General features: G+C 66.6%; 15 protein-coding genes. 7 read left to right on the forward strand and 8 right to left on the reverse strand.

Annotation, left to right across the window (positions count from 1 at the left end):
• Positions 1-28: 28 nt before the first annotated feature.
• The gene (gene sufB, locus ASC66_RS12965; protein ID WP_055840131.1) at positions 29-1,447 is read right to left on the reverse strand and encodes a Fe-S cluster assembly protein SufB; all 1,419 of its coding nucleotides are present in this window, start codon (positions 1,445-1,447) and stop codon (positions 29-31) included.
• Between the two features lie 284 nt (positions 1,448-1,731).
• Here sufB and ASC66_RS12970 point away from each other — a divergent pair, with 284 nt between their 5' ends.
• On the forward strand, positions 1,732-2,670 hold the full coding sequence (locus tag ASC66_RS12970) for a COX15/CtaA family protein (protein ID WP_055840433.1): 939 nt from the start codon (positions 1,732-1,734) through the stop codon (positions 2,668-2,670).
• A gap of 80 nt (positions 2,671-2,750) precedes the next feature.
• On the opposite strand, the gene ASC66_RS12975 is transcribed toward ASC66_RS12970, so the two are convergent.
• Complete coding sequence (locus tag ASC66_RS12975; protein WP_055840133.1) at positions 2,751-3,323, reverse strand: P-loop NTPase family protein; 573 nt, start codon at positions 3,321-3,323, stop codon at positions 2,751-2,753.
• Between the two features lie 7 nt (positions 3,324-3,330).
• Positions 3,331-4,251: a heme o synthase gene (locus tag ASC66_RS12980; protein WP_055840135.1), complete on the reverse strand. Its 921-nt coding sequence runs from the start codon at positions 4,249-4,251 to the stop codon at positions 3,331-3,333.
• Between the two features lie 269 nt (positions 4,252-4,520).
• Here ASC66_RS12980 and tkt point away from each other — a divergent pair, with 269 nt between their 5' ends.
• From tkt to pgl, 6 genes are read left to right on the forward strand one after another with little or no spacing between them, the layout of a single operon-like run.
• Positions 4,521-6,614 carry a transketolase gene (tkt, locus tag ASC66_RS12985; protein WP_055840137.1) on the forward strand — a complete coding sequence of 698 codons (2,094 nt, stop codon included), beginning with the start codon at positions 4,521-4,523 and terminating at the stop codon, positions 6,612-6,614.
• A 25-nt stretch (positions 6,615-6,639) separates the two neighbouring features.
• Positions 6,640-7,752 carry a transaldolase gene (tal, locus tag ASC66_RS12990; RefSeq protein WP_055840139.1) on the forward strand — a complete coding sequence of 371 codons (1,113 nt, stop codon included), beginning with the start codon at positions 6,640-6,642 and terminating at the stop codon, positions 7,750-7,752.
• Positions 7,749-9,353: a phosphoglucose isomerase-related protein gene (locus tag ASC66_RS12995; RefSeq protein ID WP_055840140.1), complete on the forward strand. Its 1,605-nt coding sequence runs from the start codon at positions 7,749-7,751 to the stop codon at positions 9,351-9,353. Before tal ends, ASC66_RS12995 begins: the two co-directional genes overlap by 4 nt.
• 36 nt (positions 9,354-9,389) lie before the next feature.
• Positions 9,390-10,931 carry a glucose-6-phosphate dehydrogenase gene (zwf, locus tag ASC66_RS13000; protein ID WP_055840142.1) on the forward strand — a complete coding sequence of 514 codons (1,542 nt, stop codon included), beginning with the start codon at positions 9,390-9,392 and terminating at the stop codon, positions 10,929-10,931.
• On the forward strand, positions 10,928-11,884 hold the full coding sequence (locus ASC66_RS13005; RefSeq protein ID WP_055840144.1) for a glucose-6-phosphate dehydrogenase assembly protein OpcA: 957 nt from the start codon (positions 10,928-10,930) through the stop codon (positions 11,882-11,884). The genes zwf and ASC66_RS13005 overlap by 4 nt, the downstream gene beginning before the upstream one ends.
• A complete protein-coding gene (gene pgl / locus ASC66_RS13010) occupies positions 11,881-12,651 on the forward strand; it encodes a 6-phosphogluconolactonase (RefSeq protein ID WP_055840146.1) in 771 nt (256 codons plus the stop codon). Before ASC66_RS13005 ends, pgl begins: the two co-directional genes overlap by 4 nt.
• An 83-nt stretch (positions 12,652-12,734) precedes the next feature.
• On the opposite strand, the gene ASC66_RS13015 is transcribed toward pgl, so the two are convergent.
• The 5 genes from ASC66_RS13015 to gap form a co-directional block, all read right to left on the reverse strand.
• On the reverse strand, positions 12,735-13,103 hold the full coding sequence (locus ASC66_RS13015; protein ID WP_055840149.1) for an RNA polymerase-binding protein RbpA: 369 nt from the start codon (positions 13,101-13,103) through the stop codon (positions 12,735-12,737).
• A 74-nt stretch (positions 13,104-13,177) separates the two neighbouring features.
• Complete coding sequence (gene secG, locus ASC66_RS13020) at positions 13,178-13,429, reverse strand: preprotein translocase subunit SecG (protein WP_055840151.1); 252 nt, start codon at positions 13,427-13,429, stop codon at positions 13,178-13,180.
• A gap of 121 nt (positions 13,430-13,550) precedes the next feature.
• Complete coding sequence (gene tpiA, locus ASC66_RS13025; RefSeq protein ID WP_055840153.1) at positions 13,551-14,339, reverse strand: triose-phosphate isomerase; 789 nt, start codon at positions 14,337-14,339, stop codon at positions 13,551-13,553.
• Positions 14,333-15,544 (reverse strand): phosphoglycerate kinase, encoded by a 1,212-nt coding sequence (locus tag ASC66_RS13030; protein WP_055840156.1) that lies wholly within the window; start codon positions 15,542-15,544, stop codon positions 14,333-14,335. The genes tpiA and ASC66_RS13030 overlap by 7 nt, the downstream gene beginning before the upstream one ends.
• A gap of 11 nt (positions 15,545-15,555) precedes the next feature.
• A complete protein-coding gene (gene gap, locus ASC66_RS13035; RefSeq protein ID WP_055840158.1) occupies positions 15,556-16,563 on the reverse strand; it encodes a type I glyceraldehyde-3-phosphate dehydrogenase in 1,008 nt (335 codons plus the stop codon).
• Positions 16,564-16,626: the final 63 nt, after the last annotated feature.

A 16,626-nucleotide genomic window follows, 5' to 3' on the forward strand; every position in this document is an offset into this window, starting at 1 on the left:
TTGTACTGGGTGTCGAGGCGGCGGTCATTTAGCCGACGGATCCTTCCATGCCCATTTCGATGAGCTTGTTGAGTTCAAGGGCGTATTCCATGGGCAGCTCGCGCGCGATCGGCTCGATGAAGCCGCGCACGATCATGGCCATGGCTTCGGTCTCGTCGATTCCGCGGCTCATCAGGTAGAAGAGCTGCTCTTCGCTGACCTTCGAGACCGTGGCCTCGTGGCCGAGCTGCACGTCGTCGACGCGGATGTCGATGGCTGGATAGGTGTCGGAACGCGAGATGCTGTCGACCAGCAGGGCGTCGCAGACGACGCTGTTCTTCGAGTGGTGGGCGTTGGCGGCGATGCGCACCTCGCCGCGGTAACCGGCACGGCCGCCGCCTCGGGCGATCGACTTGGAGACGATCGAGGACTGCGTGTACGGAGCCATGTGCACCATCTTGGCTCCGGCATCCTGGTGCTGGCCGGGGCCGGCGAAGGCCACGGAGAGCGTCTCACCCTTGGCGTGCTCGCCCATCAGGAAGATGGACGGGTACTTCATGGTGACCTTGGAGCCGATGTTGCCGTCGACCCATTCCATGGTCGCGCCCTCTGCCGCGGTCGCCCGCTTGGTGACGAGGTTGTAGACGTTGTTCGACCAGTTCTGGATCGTCGTGTAGCGAACCCGGGCGTTCTTCTTGACGATGATCTCGACCACGGCGGAGTGCAGCGAGTCGCTCTTGTAGATCGGCGCGGTGCAGCCCTCGATGTAGTGAACGTAGCTGCCCTCGTCGGCGATGATCAGGGTGCGCTCGAACTGGCCCATGTTCTCCGTGTTGATGCGGAAGTAGGCCTGCAGCGGGATCTCGACGTGCACGCCGGGCGGCACGTAGACGAAGGAGCCGCCGGACCAGACGGCCGTGTTCAACGCGGCGAACTTGTTGTCGCCGGAGGGGATGACGGTGCCGAAGTACTCCTCGAAGAACTCCGGGTGCTCCCTGAGCGCCGTGTCGGTGTCCATGAAGATAACGCCCTGTGCTTCGAGCTCTTCGTTGATCTGGTGGTAGACCACCTCTGACTCGTACTGGGCCGCGACGCCGGAGACGAGGCGCTGACGCTCGGCCTCGGGGATTCCGAGCCGCTCGTACGTGTTCTTGATGTCGTCGGGCAGGTCTTCCCAGGTCTGGGCCTGCTTCTCGGTCGACCGAACGAAGTACTTGATGTTGTCGAAGTCGATCTCGCTGAGGTCTGCACCCCAGGTCGGCATCGGCTTGCGGCCGAAGAGCTCGTATCCCTTGAGGCGACGTTCGAGCATCCAGGCCGGTTCAGATTTCAGGGCCGAAATGTCGGAGACAACCTCCTTCGAGATTCCTCGACGAGCGGATGCGCCTGCGGCATCCCCGTCATGCCATCCGAACTCGTAGACACCAAGTGACTCGAGCTCGGGGCGGTCGATGAGCACGTCCGACATTCTCTACCTCATTCTCCTGCCCGCTATAACCGGATATCAGTCCGGCTCATTCCCGTGCCGAGCGCGAATGCGTCTGGCATCGATGAACGATTGTGCGGGTGGCTGCATTGCGTACCTAAGATGTTCAAGGACCAACTATCGGAGCGCGCGGCTCTGCGTCGTGTGACGCATCGGCGCGTGACAGCGGTTCTCAAATCAATTTGATTCTACAGCCACAAGGCTGGGGATCGGCGTGCGTGACGCTCAGCTTCACGCAAAGCATCAATCATGAAGGCGAATACACGGTGAAGCGCATCTACAACTGGCTGCCAACTCAGGTCGACGGGCGCGTGCGGCTCTTCGCATGGCTCTCATTCATCACGGAGCTGGTGATCATCGTCACCGGCGGCGCCGTGCGCCTGACCGGCTCCGGGCTCGGCTGCCCCACCTGGCCGCTGTGCACTCCGGAATCGTTGGTTCCGACACCGGAGATGGGAATCCACGGTGTGATCGAGTTCGGCAACCGCATGATGTCCGGCGTCGTCGGCATCATCGCCGTGATCATGGTGCTCCTCGTGCTGCGCATGCGCAAGGAGCGCCGTGAGCTCTGGGTGCTCTCCCTCGTGCTGCTCATCGGCGTCGTTGCCCAGGCCATCGTCGGCGGCATCACCGTCCTCACGGGTCTCCACCCCTTCATCGTCGGCTTCCACTACACGGCATCGCTCGTCATGTGCTGCGTGGCCGCCGCGTTGATCGTCCGCGCATACGCGGTGCCGGGCCCCCGCGAATACGCCGTTCCGCGCTGGTTCATGATCACGGCGCACGTCACGACGTTCTTCGTCGCACTGACGATCGCCATGGGTGTGCTGACGACGGCATCCGGCCCGCACTCCGGCGACCTCGACGCCGCCCGCACCGGTTTCAACGCCGAGTTGTTCGAGCACCTGCACGCGTGGCCCGCGTACGCCACCTTCGCGCTGACGTTGTTCCTGGCGATCGCGTCGATCAACTTCCGCGGCACCGCTGTGCACCGCTGGACCCTTTACCTGCTGGCGGTGGAGGTGCTGCAGATCGCCGTCGGCCTGATCCAGGCGAACACCGGGCTGCCGGAGGCGCTCGTTGCAGCGCACATGCTGCTCGCCGCCCTGCTCGCCTCGGCGATGACCGCGGTCGTGCTCAGCCTCAAGAAGCCGGTCGCCGTCGCGGTTCCGGTCACGGAGAGCTCCCCGGTCGCCGTCGCCTAACGGACAGATCGAATCAGTGGAAACGGCCCCCTTCCGACGCGGAAGGGGGCCGTTTCGTCGAGCGCGGAGCGCTCGAGCGCTCAGCGGGGAGCCAGCGCGGCGGCCAGCGGTCCGGCGAGCCAGTGCTCCAGCTGCCGCTGACCGCCGATCCGCACCAGCTGTAGCGGCGGCGCCTCGCGCTCGAGTCCCGGCACCACTCCGCGAAGCAGCGCGTGCGTCTTCATCTCCCAGCGGATGATGTTCTCGTCCGGATTGGTGAAGAAACTGTGCAGCGGCCGCTCACGGTTCCCGTTCCAGAGCGTCTCCGCGCTGAAGCGGCGCCGGACCGTGCGCCGCAGCAGCCGGGGCAGGGCCACGCGACGCGGGTAGTCCATCCAGACAAGGGTGTCGGCGCGCGCGAGCATGCGGTCCTTCACCGTGTGGTACTGCCACTCGCTCACCCAGCGCTGCCCGGAGATCACGGCTTCGACGTCGCGTTCGAAGTCGGGCAGGACGCTCCACTCTGGGCCATGGTGCAACGAGTCGAGCTCGACGTAGGCGAACCCTGCGGCATCCGCCAGGCGCCTGCACAGCATGGTCTTGCCGACGCCCGTGACGCCGGCGACGAGCACCCGCTCAGGGATGTGCCGAAGCTGCGCCCGGAAATCGAGCATTGCACGCTTAGAAGGGCAGCAGCGGGTCGACGCCGACGGCGACGAAGAGCAGCGTCAGGTACGCGATTGAGCCGTGGAAGACCCGCATGGGCGAGACCTCGCTGTGGCGGATCGCGTGGCTGTACAGGCGGTGGGTCTCGAAGATGAACCAGCCACCCGTCACCAGCGCGACGGCCGTGTAGAGCAGGCCCATGCCGGCAACAGGGACGAGCAGCAGGGAGCACGCGACGGTCGCCCACGCGTACAGGATCGTCTGCAGCCCGACCTGCGCGCGGCCACGCACAACCGCGAGCATCGGCACGCCGGCCGCCTTGTAGTCGTCGCGGTACTTCATCGACAGCGGCCAGTAGTGCGGCGGCGTCCAGAGGAAGATGATCGCGAACAGGATGATCGGGGGCCAGGTGATGTCGCCGGTCACGGCGGCCCAGCCGATGAGCACGGGCATGCAGCCGGCGACGCCGCCCCAGACGATGTTCTGGGCGGTGCGGCGCTTGAGGATCAGGCTGTAGAAGACGACGTAGAGCAGGATGGCGCCGAGCGAGAGCGCCGCGGCGAGCCAGTTGGTCGTGAGCCAGAGCCAGATGATGGACGCAGCGCCCAGGCCGTAGGCGAAGACGAGGGCCTCGCGGTCACTCAGCTCCCCCGTGACGAGCGGCCGGTTCTTGGTCCGCTTCATCACGCGGTCGATGTCGCGGTCGATGTAACAGTTGAACGCCCCCGCGGATCCGGCGCTCATCGCGCCGCCGATCAGGGTCGCCAGCACGAGCCACAGGCTCGGGATGCCGTTCTGCGCCAGAATCATCGTCGGAGCGGTGACAACGAGCAGCAATTCGATGACGCGCGGCTTCGTCAGCGCCCAGTAGGCCCGGAGCTTGCGCCGCAGATCGGGTCGCTGACTCTGGGTGCGATTCTCTAGTGCGACGTCCATTGCTCCTCTTACAGCCGGGTTCTCAGCCAATTCTAGGCCACGAATGCATAACGGGTTGCAGCGAGCATTCGTCACATCACGGCATGTGGCTGAGTGCTGTCTCTATACTGAAGAAGCTCGCCGGTCTCCAGCGTGCGCACAAGGATTTCGGCCCGTCTGTGGCGAGTTGTGCACGTCGGGGATGAGCCAACGACGATTTCGGCGCGGCATACCTCAACGGGAGCAGGCGCGGAACGCGCTGCCCCAACGCTTAGAAGGGTCAGTATCCAGTGGCAGATCTGCAATGGGATTCCATTGATAACAAGGCAGTTGACACCGCCCGCATTCTCGCGGCAGACGCAGTGGAGAAGGTCGGCAACGGCCACCCGGGAACGGCCATGAGCCTTGCCCCCGCCGCGTACCTCCTCTTTCAGAAGGTGATGCGCCGTGACCCGTCCGACCAGCACTGGCTCGGTCGCGACCGCTTCGTGCTCTCCGTCGGCCACAGCTCGCTGACCCAGTACGTACAGCTGTACCTCGGCGGCTACGGCCTCGAGCTTGACGACCTCAAGTCGTTGCGCACCTGGGGATCCAAGACCCCCGGCCACCCCGAGTTCGGGCACACCGACCACGTCGAGATCACCACCGGCCCGCTCGGCCAGGGCCTCGCCTCCGCCGTCGGTTTCGCCTACGCCGCCCGCTTCGAGCGCGGCCTGTTCGACCCGGATGCCGCCGCGGGCACGAGCCCGTTCGACCACTTCGTCTACGTGATCGCCGGCGATGGCGACCTGCAGGAGGGTGTCACCAGCGAGGCGTCATCGCTCGCGGGCCACCAGCAGCTCGGCAACCTCATCGCGATCTACGACAGCAACCAGATCTCCATCGAGGACGACACCCAGATCGCCTTCACCGAGGACGTTGCCAAGCGCTACGAGTCCTACGGCTGGCAGGTGCTCACCGTCGACTGGAAGAAGACGGGCGAGTATGTCGAAGACATGATCGAGCTCAACGCCGCCATCGAGGCCGCCAAGGGCGAGACGGACAAGCCGAGCCTCATCGTGCTGAAGACCATCATCGGATGGCCGAGCCCGAAGAAGCAGAACTCGGGCAAGATCCACGGTTCCGCACTCGGTGCAGACGAGCTTGCCGCCGTCAAGGAGGTGCTCGGCTTCGATCCCGCCGAGAGCTTCGCCGTCTCCGACGAGGTCATCGCGCACACCCGCAAGGCCGTCGAGCGTGGCGCAGAGCAGCACGCCGAGTGGCAGAAGGGCTTCTCCGAGTGGGCAGCAGCGAACCCGGAGCGCAAGGTTCTCCTGGACCGCGTGCTCAGCGGCGAGCTTCCCGACGAGGCCGAGTCGGCCCTGCCCGTCTTCGAGGGGGGCACCTCTGTGTCGACCCGCGCGGCATCCGGCAAGGTCATCAACGCCCTCGCCGGCGTCATCCCCGAACTCTGGGGCGGCTCTGCCGACCTCGCCGAGTCGAACCTCACGACCATCAACGGTTCGGCCTCCTTCGTGCCGAGCGAGCACTCCACCCACGAGTGGACGGGCAACCCCTACGGGCGCGTGCTGCACTTCGGCATCCGCGAGCACGCCATGGCGTCGATCATCAACGGCATCGTCCTGCACGGCAACACCCGCGCATTCGGCGGCACCTTCCTGATCTTCAGCGACTACATGCGCCCGGCCGTCCGTCTGGCCGCCCTGATGAAGGTCCCGTCGATCTTCGTCTGGACTCACGACTCGGTCGCCCTGGGCGAGGACGGCCCGACCCACCAGCCGATCGAGCAGCTCGCAACGCTGCGCGCGATCCCGGGTCTGGATGTCGTGCGCCCCGGTGACGCGAACGAGGTCAGCTACGCCTGGCTCGAGATCCTCAAGCGTCGCGGTGGTCCGGCCGGTATCGCGCTGACCCGCCAGAACATCCCCGTGTTCGAGCGTGGAGACGGCGAAGCATCCGGTGACGTGCTGGCCTCGGCCACGAACGTCGCCAAGGGTGCATACGTGCTCGCGGATGCCGCAAACGGCTCCCCCGACGTCATCATCATCGCCACCGGCTCCGAGGTGCAGCTTGCCCTCGCCGCCCGCGAGGAGCTCAAGGCCGATGGCGTTCACGCCCGCGTCGTCTCGGCTCCCAGCCTCGAGTGGTTCCAGGAGCAGCCCGCCGAGTACCGCGACTCGGTTCTGCCGAAGAATGTCACGGCCCGGGTATCGGTTGAGGCCGGTCTGGCGTTGACATGGAATAGCTACATCGGAGACCAGGGTCGCGCCGTGTCGATCGAGCACTACGGTGCATCGGCCGACTACCAGACACTCTTCACCAAGTTCGGTATCACGACCGAAGCCGTCGTTGCCGCCGCCAAGGAATCGATCGCGTCGGCGTAAGCCGCGCAAAGGAGTATTGAACACAATGACTGAAGCAACTCCCCTCGCCCAGCTGTCCGCGGCCGGCGTCAGCATCTGGCTCGACGACCTCTCGCGTGAGCGCATCGTCTCCGGTGGCCTGCAGAAGCTGATCGACGAGAAGAACGTCGTCGGCGTCACCACGAACCCGACGATCTTCGCCAGCGCGCTGGCGAACGGCCACGCCTACGAGGCGCAGGTCGCCGAGCTCGCGGCATCCGGCGCCAGCGTCGACGAGGCGGTCTTCGAGATCACCACGCGCGACGTCGCCGACGCGAGCGACATCTTCCGCCCGGTCTACGACGCCAGCAACGGTGTCGACGGCCGCGTGTCGATCGAGGTCGAGCCCGGCCTCGCCCACGACGCAGCCGGCACCATCGCCCAGGCCAAGCAGCTCTGGGCCAAGGTCGACCGCGCCAACGCGATGATCAAGATCCCGGCGACCATCGCCGGCCTCGAGGCCATCACCGAGACGATCGCCGCGGGCATCAGCGTCAACGTGACCCTCATCTTCAGCCTGGCCCGCCACCAGCAGGTCATCGACGCCTACATCGCCGGACTCGAGAAGGCCAAGGCCGCCGGTCACGACCTCTCCACGATCCACTCGGTCGCCTCCTTCTTCGTGTCGCGCGTCGACACCGAGATCAACAACCGTCTCGACGCGATCGGCAGCGACGAGGCCATCGCACTGAAGAGCAAGGCCGGCGTCGCCAACGCGCAGCTCGCCTACGACGTCTTCATCAAGGCATTCGAGACCGAGCGCGCGGCCGCACTGCTCGCCGCCGGCGCCAACGCGCAGCGCCCGCTCTGGGCCTCGACCGGCGTCAAGGACCCGAGCCTGCCCGACACGCTCTACGTGACCAACCTGGTCGCGGCGAACGTCGTCAACACCATGCCGGAGAAGACGATGGAGGCGACGTTCGACCACGGCGTCATCACCGGCGACACCGTCACAGGCTCCTACGCCGACGCTCAGGGCGTTCTCGACGCGCTTGCAGCACTCGGCGTCTCCTACGACGAGGTCACCGAGCTGCTCGAGTCCGAGGGCGTCTCCAAGTTCATCATCTCGTGGGGCGAACTGCTCGAGACGGTCAAGGTCGCCCTCGAGGCAGCCAAGTGACCATCAGCATCGCGGTGAGCGGCGCGGCAGCAGATGCTGTGCGCCGCCACCTCGGCGCCCTCGTCGCCGATGAGGTCGCGTCCGGGATCACCGCGTTGAACCCGACGCTGTGGGGCCCGGACGCCGAGGCCGAGTCGGCGATCCGACTCGGCTGGACCGAGTCCGTCGCGATCTCGCGCCCCTTGGTCCCCGAGATCGTCGCCCTGCGCGACGAGCTGCGCGCCCAGGGCGTCAGTCACATCGCCCTCGCGGGCATGGGCGGCTCCTCGCTGGCCCCGGAGGTCATCACCAGGACGATGGGCGTCGAGCTCACCGTCCTCGACTCCACCGACCCCGGCCAGGTCCTCGCGGCCCTGAACGACCGCCTCAGCGAGACGGCGATCGTCGTCTCCTCCAAGTCCGGTTCGACCGTCGAGACCGCCAGCCAGCGTCGCGTGTTCGAGAAAGCATTCGCGGATGCCGGCATCGACCCCGTCACCCGCGTCATCGTCGTCACCGACCCCGGTTCGCCGCTGGACGTCTCGGCCAGAGCCGCCGGCTACCGTGTGTTCAACGCGGATGCGAACGTCGGTGGCCGCTACTCGGCGCTGACCGCGTTCGGCCTCGTGCCGTCCGGCCTCGCCGGCGTCGACATCGCGCAGCTCCTCGACGAGGCGGAGGCGATCTCGCTCCCCCTCGCCGTCGACAGCGAGGAGAACCCCGGACTCATCCTGGGTGCCGCGATCGCAGGAACGTCGCCGCTGCGCGACAAGCTCGGCCTGCTCGCGGACGGAACGCACATCGTCGGTCTGCCCGACTGGGTCGAGCAGCTGATCGCTGAGTCGACCGGCAAGCTCGGCACCGGCCTGCTCCCCGTCGTCCTCGATGAGGATGCAGCGGAGATCACGGCGGATCTCGATGACTTCCTGCTCGTCCGCCTGGTCGACGAGGCCGGTCACGAGCTCTTCCCCGGCGGAGACGCCAACGAGGTGCGTGTGAGCGGAACGCTCGGCGCGCAGTTCCTCGTCTGGGAGTATGCGACCGTCGTCGCGGGTCGCCTGCTCGGCATCAACCCCTTCGACCAGCCAGACGTCGAATCGGCCAAGATTGCCACCCGTGGCCTTCTGGACGCACGCCCGGAGCCCGCTCCGGCCGCCTTCGTCTCCGAGGGCATCGAGGTGCGCGGCACCCCGGAGGTCATCGGAGCGGCCAGCGACCTGCAGTCGGCGATCGACGTGCTGATCGAGGAGGTGCCGGAGGACGGCTACATCTCGATTCAGGCATATGTCGATCGTCTGGCTCTGCCGCAGCTCGCCGAGCTCCGCGCGATCCTCGCCGAACGCAGCGGACGCCCGGTCACCTTCGGCTGGGGACCCCGGTTCCTGCACTCGACCGGCCAGTTCCACAAGGGCGGTCCGGCGGTCGGCGCATTCCTGCAGATCCTCGCCACCCCGGCGGAGGACCTGGAGATCCCCGAGAGCCCGTTCACCTTCGGTGAGCTCATCCAGGCCCAGGCCAGTGGAGACGCCAGCGTGCTGGCGGCCCACGGACGCCCCGTCCTCACTCTCACGCTGACGGATGCCGCGGCAAACGTGAGCACCCTGTTCGACGCCGCCCGCTAAACGCGAGCACTCCATCTCATCTCTTCGAGGAGCTTCATGGCACCGGTGAACATCACCGCGGATTCCAACCCACTGCGGTCGCCGGCCGACTACCGCTTGAACCGCATCGCCGGTCCAAGCGGGCTCATCATCTTCGGCGTGACAGGCGATCTGTCCCGCAAGAAGCTGATGCCGGCCGTCTACGACCTGGCGAACCGCGGCCTGCTGCCGCCCGGCTTCGGTCTCGTCGGCTTCGCCAGACGCGACTGGGCCGACCAGGACTTCATGCAGGTCGTGCACGATGCCGTCAAGGAGCATGCACGCACCGAGTTCCGTGAGGAAGTCTGGCAGCAGCTGGCGCAGGGAATCCGTTTCGTCCCCGGCACCTTCGATGATGAGAATGCGTTCGCGCAGCTCAAGGAGACGATCGACGAGCTGGATCGAGAGCGTGGAACCATGGGCAACCATGCGTTCTACCTCTCGATCCCGCCGAAGGCGTTCCCCCAGGTCACCGAGCAGCTGAGCAAATCCGGCCTGGCCGCCGGCAAGGACGGCGCCTGGCGTCGCGTGGTGATCGAGAAGCCGTTCGGCAGCGACCTGAAGACGGCGCGCGAGCTGAACGCGGTCGTCGAGTCGGTCTTCCCGGCCGACTCGGTGTTCCGCATCGACCACTACCTCGGCAAGGAGACCGTCCAGAACATCCTGGCGCTCCGCTTCGCCAATCAGCTCTACGAGCCGATCTGGAACGCCAACTACGTCGACCACGTGCAGATCACCATGGCCGAGGACATCGGCGTCGGTGGGCGTGCGGGCTACTACGACGGAATCGGCGCGGCCCGCGATGTCATCCAGAACCACCTGCTGCAGCTGCTCGCCCTCACCGCGATGGAGGAACCGATCTCCTTCGACGCCTCGGCGCTCCGCGCCGAGAAGGAGAAGGTGCTCGCCGCCGTTCGTCTGCCGGAGGATCTCGGCACGGGAACGGCCAGGGGCCAGTACGGCGGCGGTTGGCAGGGCGGCGAGAAGGTTCTCGGCTTCCTCGATGAGGACGGCATGAACCCGGAGTCGCTGACCGAGACCTACGCGGCCATGAAGCTGACCATCGGCACCCGCCGCTGGGCGGGCGTTCCGTTCTATCTGCGGGCAGGCAAGCGCCTCGGCCGCCGTGTGACCGAGATCGCCGTCGTGTTCAAGCGCGCCCCACAGCAGCTCTTCGCCGACAGTCAGACCTCCGAACTCGGCCAGAACGCCCTCGTCATCCGCGTTCAGCCCGATGAGGGTGTCACGATCCGCTTCGGCTCCAAGGTTCCCGGCGCCGGCATGCAGGTGCGCGACGTCACCATGGACTTCGGCTACGGCCACGCCTTCACCGAGGCGAGCCCTGAGGCGTATGAGCGCCTCATCCTCGACGTGCTCCTCGGCGACCCGCCCCTCTTCCCCCGGCACGAAGAGGTCGAGCTCTCCTGGAAGATCCTCGACCCGATCGAGGAGTTCTGGGAGACCCAGGGCCAGCCCGAACAGTACAGCCCCGGCAGCTGGGGTCCCAGCTCGGCCGATGAACTTCTGGCCCGCGACGGCCGTGTCTGGAGGCGTCCATGATCATCGATCTGCCCAACACCACCATCAGCCAGGTCTCCAAGGCCCTCGTCAAGATGCGCGAGGAGAACGGCGTCGTCGCCCTCGGTCGCGTACTGACACTGATCATCTCGGCGTCAACGGGAACGGAGGAGGTGGCCATCGAGGCCGCCAACGACGCGTCCCGTGAGCACCCGATGCGGGTGCTCGTCGTGTGCGCCAACCCCGACTCCGCCCTCGAGGCCCGCCTCGATGCCGAGATCCGCGTCGGCGGCGACGCCGGCGCGAGCGAGGTCATCATCCTGCGCGCCAGCGGAGAAGCGGCCAGCGACGAGCAGAGCCTCGTCATGGGACTGCTGCTGCCCGATGCCCCCGTGGTCACCTGGTGGCCAGGCGCCGCACCGGTCGTGCCGGGCCGCGCACCGCTCGGCCGCATCGCGCACCGTCGCATCACGGATGCCTCGGCGCAGCCCGACCCGCAGGCGGCGCTCGCGCAGCTCGCCGAGAACTACATGCCGGGAGACATCGACTTCGCCTGGACCCGCCTGACGCTGTGGCGCGCCCAGCTGGCCGCCGTCCTCGACCAGCCGCCGTACTCCCCCGTCACCTCCGTGCACGTCGAGGGCAGCGACGACTCACCGTCGACGACGTTGCTCAGCGCATGGCTGCACTCGGCGCTCGAGGCGCCGACCGCGTACGTGCTGACCCCGGGAGCGACATCGCACGGCATCCACAGCGTGCGCATGGAACGCTCGACGGGCGCGATCGACCTCACCCGCTCCGTGGCCGGTGTCGCCGTGCTGACCCAGCCGGAGCAGCCGACGCACAGCCTCGCCCTGCCCCGCCGCAATCTGCGTGATTGCCTGGCCGACGAGCTCCGCCGCCTCGACCCGGACGAGCTCTACGGACAGGTCATCACGGTTGCTCTCGCTAGACTCGGTGCATCACAGCCGATCACGACGGGAAGCGCCGCATGACCAATGAACGCCGGGTGCTCGTGCACCCTGACAAGCAGGCACTTGCCGGCTCTGTCGCCGCTCGATTCATCACCAAGACGCTCGACATCCTCGACGACCTCGGCAGCGCGAACATCGTGCTGACGGGCGGCTCGATGGGCTCGGGCGTGCTTGCCGCCGTCAATGAGTCCAGTGCGCGCGACACGCTCGACTGGTCCCGCATCCACTTCTGGTGGGGCGACGAGCGCTGGCTCCCGGCCGGCGATCCGGAGCGCAACGACCAGCAGGCCTTCGACGCGCTGCTCAGCCACATCGACATTCCTGCCGAGAACATTCACCGCTTCCCGGCCTCCGATGGCGCCCTCGACCTGGACGCGGCGGCGGACTCCTACGCCGCCGAGCTCGCCGCCCACGCCGACGAGGGCTCTGAGCTCCCGCGTCTCGACATCACCTTCCTCGGTGTCGGGCCGGACGGGCACGTCGCATCGCTGTTCCCGCACCGCTCCGGCATCCAGGTGAACGACCGCTCGGTGATCGCCGTGCGCAATTCGCCGAAGCCCCCCGCGGAGCGCCTCAGCCTGACACGTCCGGTGCTGAACCACTCGGACCGCGTCTGGATGGTCCTCGCCGGGTCCGACAAGGCGTCGGCGCTCGGTCTGGCCCTGGCCGGAGCGAGTCGTGACGAGGTTCCGGCGGGTGGGATCAAGGGGCGCAAGCGCACCGTGTTCTTCATCGACCGTGACGCCGCGGCCGAGGTCCCCGAGTCGCTCATCGCTCCCTCATACTGAGTACGGCAACAAGAAAGCCCCAGCCGGCTCGGCTGGGGCTTTTCTGTTGTAGACAGCAGTTGATGCTGGCTAGCTGGTGCTGACTAGTTGGTGCTGGAGACCTTGCCCCGGCGCACGCGAAGCTGCTCAAGCGCCTCTTCGAGGAGCTGCTCAGCCTCTTCCTCAGTACGACGCTCCTTCACGTATGCGAGGTGCGTCTTGTACGGCTCGAGCTTCGCCAGCGACGGCGGGTTCTCCTTGTCGCGGCCGGCCGGAAGACCAGACTGCGGAGAGTCGATCGTCAGTGGAATCTCTTCGTCGGGCAGGATCGCCGAGAAGTAGCGGATGGTCTCGTTGCCGAGAGCATCCCAATATGAAACGGCCACGCGGTCCGCGTGGTACCCGCGGTCCTGTTCGCCCATGGGGCCGGCGCCGACGCGCGATCCCCGAATTGCACTGCCACCCGATGCCATGGCTGCCTCCGCTGCTGTGTTGAATGGAGCTGTGAAATGTTGCTGTGTGGTGGTGCCGCAGAGGCGGCACCGTGTTAGAGCCCTGTGTCGAACTTGGTGATCAGGCCGAGCACGATGATGCTCGAGACCCAGACGAGACCGAGGATGACGGTGATCCGGTTGAGGTTGCGCTCCGCAACACCCGATGCACCGAGGTTGCTGGTCATGCCGCCACCGAACATGTCGGAGAGACCGCCGCCGCGACCCTTGTGCAGCAAGATCAGCATGGTCAGCAGCAGGCTCGTCAAACCGAGAATGACCTGCATTACTACCTGGAGAATTTCCACGAGAAACCTTTCACAATGCGAAGCAGGAACGCCGCGCCAAGACCACAGACAAGTATAGCCCGGCGCGGCGCCCGATCATCGGATGCCGCGCCGGGGCCGTTGTCGTTCCGACCGTTTCGGCCTAGAGACCGACGTGCTGCTTGAAGCGGCAGATGCTGGCGAACTCGTTGATGTCGAGGCTCGCACCGCCGACGAGCGCGCCGTCGACGTTCGGCTCGCGCATGAATCCGGCGATGTTGCCCGACTTGACCGAACCGCCGTAGAGGATGCGGGTCTTCGCGGCGACATCGTCGCCGAGCAACTCGACGAGGACTGCGCGGAGCGCCGCAGCGACCTGTTCGGCCTGCTCGGGCGTTGCAGCCTGACCGGAGCCGATGGCCCAGACGGGCTCGTACGCGACGACCAGATCGGCCGCACCGCTCACGCCGGCGAGTGCCGCGCGGAGCTGGGCGACGGGCACGGCGCTCGGGCCGTGCTTCTCCAGGTCTTCCGCCGTCTCGCCGACGCAGATGATCGGTGCGATGTCGTGCGCGAGAGCGGCTGCGACCTTGGCCGCGACCTGCTCGTCGGTCTCGCCGTGCAGCGTGCGCCGCTCGGAGTGGCCGATGATCACGTAGCGGCACTCGAGCTGGGCGAGGAACGCGGCGGAGATCTCACCCGTGTATGCGCCGGAGACGTGCTCGGAGACATCCTGCGCACCGAAGGCGAGCGGGAGCTTGTCTGCCGAGACCAGGGTCTGCACGCTGCGCAGGTCGGTGAACGGCGGGAACACGGCAACCTCGACGCTGCCGAAGTCGTGCTTGGCCTCCGTGAGGTTCCAGGCCAGCTTCTGCACGAAGGCGATCGCCTGGAGGTGATCCAGGTTCATCTTCCAGTTGCCTGCGATGAGGGGAATTCTGTTGGCTACCATCCGAGTACCTCCAGACCGGGAAGTCGCTTGCCTTCGAGGAACTCGAGGCTGGCACCTCCGCCGGTCGAAATGTGACCAAACTGGTCATCGTTGAAATCGAGTGCGCGTACGGCTGCGGCTGAGTCGCCACCGCCGACGACGCTGAGGCCGGTGACCTCGGTGAGAGCCTCTGCAACCGTACGGGTACCTGCTGCGAAGGGGGCGAGCTCGAAGACGCCCATCGGGCCGTTCCAGAACACGGTCGTCGAGGCACGGATGACCTCGGCGAACCGCGCGGCGGTGTCCGGTCCGATGTCGAGCCCAAGTCCGGATGCACCGAACGGGGTGTCTTCGATGGCGTCGGCCGGGCGCACCAGAACCTCGGCGTCCGCGCCGAACTTCGAGGCGACGACGACATCCGTCGGGATGACGATCTCAACGCCAAGACGCTCCGCCTCGGCGAGGTAGCCCTTGACCGTGTCGATCTGGTCGACTTCGAGCAGGCTCGAGCCGACCTTGTGGCCGAGGGCCGCGAGGAAGGTGAAGAGCATGCCGCCGCCGATGAGCAGCGAGTCGACGCGCGGCAACAGGTGGCCGATCACGCCGAGCTTGTCGGAGACCTTGGATCCGCCGAGGACGACGGCGTACGGCCGCTCGGGGTTCTCGGTCAGGCGGTCGAGCACATCAAGCTCTGCGGCGATCAGCAGGCCGGCGGCGCTCGGAAGCAGCTCAGCCAGCTCGTAGACACTCGCCTGCTTGCGGTGCACGACGCCGAAGCCGTCGGAGACGAGGGCGTCCCCGAACGCGGCGAGCTCGGCGGCGAAGGCCGCCCGCTCCTCCGCGACCTTGGAGGTCTCGCCCGCGTTGAAACGCAGGTTCTCGAGAACGGCGATCTCGCCATCGGCGAGGCCGGCGACAGCGGCCTGCGCCGAAGCGCCGACCGTGTCGGTGGCGAAGGCGACAGGCTTGCCCAGCAGCTCGCCGAGACGGCGGGCGACGGGAGCGAGGCTGTAGCGCTCATCCGGTGCCCCCTCAGGGCGCCCGAGGTGTGAGACGACGCTCACGCGGGCACCCTGCGAGAGCAGAGCGTTGAGGGTGGGCAGAGACGCTCGCACACGGCCGTCGTCTGTGATCTGGCCGTCCTTCAGCGGAACGTTCAGGTCGCAGCGCACAATGACGTGCTTGCCTGCGAGCGGCCCGAGGGAATCAATCGTGCGCAGCGTCACGCCCTACCCGCTTAGAGGGTCTCGGAGACGAAGACGGTGAGGTCAACCAGACGGTTGGAGTAGCCCCACTCGTTGTCGTACCACGACGCAACCTTGACCTGGTCGCCGATCACCTTGGTGAGGCCGGCGTCGAAGATCGAGGAGTGCGGGTCGCCGACGATGTCGCTGGAGACGATCGGGTCCTCGGTGTAGCTGAGGATGCCCTTGAGGGGACCCTCTGCCGCAGCCTTGTACGCAGCGTTGACCTCTTCGACGGTGACGGGGCGCGAAGCGGTGACCGTCAGGTCGGTGATGGAGCCGGTGGGGATCGGAACACGCAGCGCGTAGCCGTCGAGCTTGCCGACGAGCTCGGGGATGACGAGGCCGAGGGCCTTGGCAGCACCGGTGGAGGTCGGAACGATGTTCACGGCGGCTGCACGGGCGCGACGGAGGTCGCTGTGCGGGCCGTCCTGCAGGTTCTGGTCGGCCGTGTAGGCGTGAACGGTGGTCATGAGGCCACGCTCGATGCCGAAGTTGTCGAGGAACACCTGAGCCAACGGCGCGAGGCAGTTGGTGGTGCAGGACGCGTTGGAGATGACGTCGTGCGTCGCAGCGTCGTAGGTGGACTCGTTCACACCGAGAACGATGGTCGCGACGTTCTCGCCGGTGGCGGGAGCGGAGACGAGGACCTTCTTGGCGCCGGCCTCGATGTGCTTGCGGGCAAGCTCTGCCTTGGTGAAGAAACCGGTCGACTCGATGACGATGTCGACACCCAGCTCGCCCCAGGGGAGGTTGGACGGGTCGCGCTCGGCGAGAACCTTGATGGCCTTGCCGTTGACGACGATGCTGTCGCCCTGGAGTTCGACGGTGGCGTCGAGGCGCCCGGCGACAGAGTCGTACTTCAGCAGGTGAGCCAGGGTCTTGGGATCGGTGAGGTCATTGACCGCAACAATCTCGATGTCGCTGCCCTTGGCGAGGGCGGCGCGGAAGTAGTTGCGGCCAATACGGCCGAATCCGTTGATACCGATCTTTACGGTCACGAAAGTACTCCTGTTACTGAGGCGCAAAGCGCGTGGGATGGACGAAACAAGAATGAGACGACG

Origin of the sequence: Leifsonia sp. Root4 (genome assembly GCF_001425085.1) — a bacterium.
In the GTDB taxonomy this organism is placed as follows: Bacteria; Actinomycetota; Actinomycetes; order Actinomycetales; family Microbacteriaceae; genus Microterricola.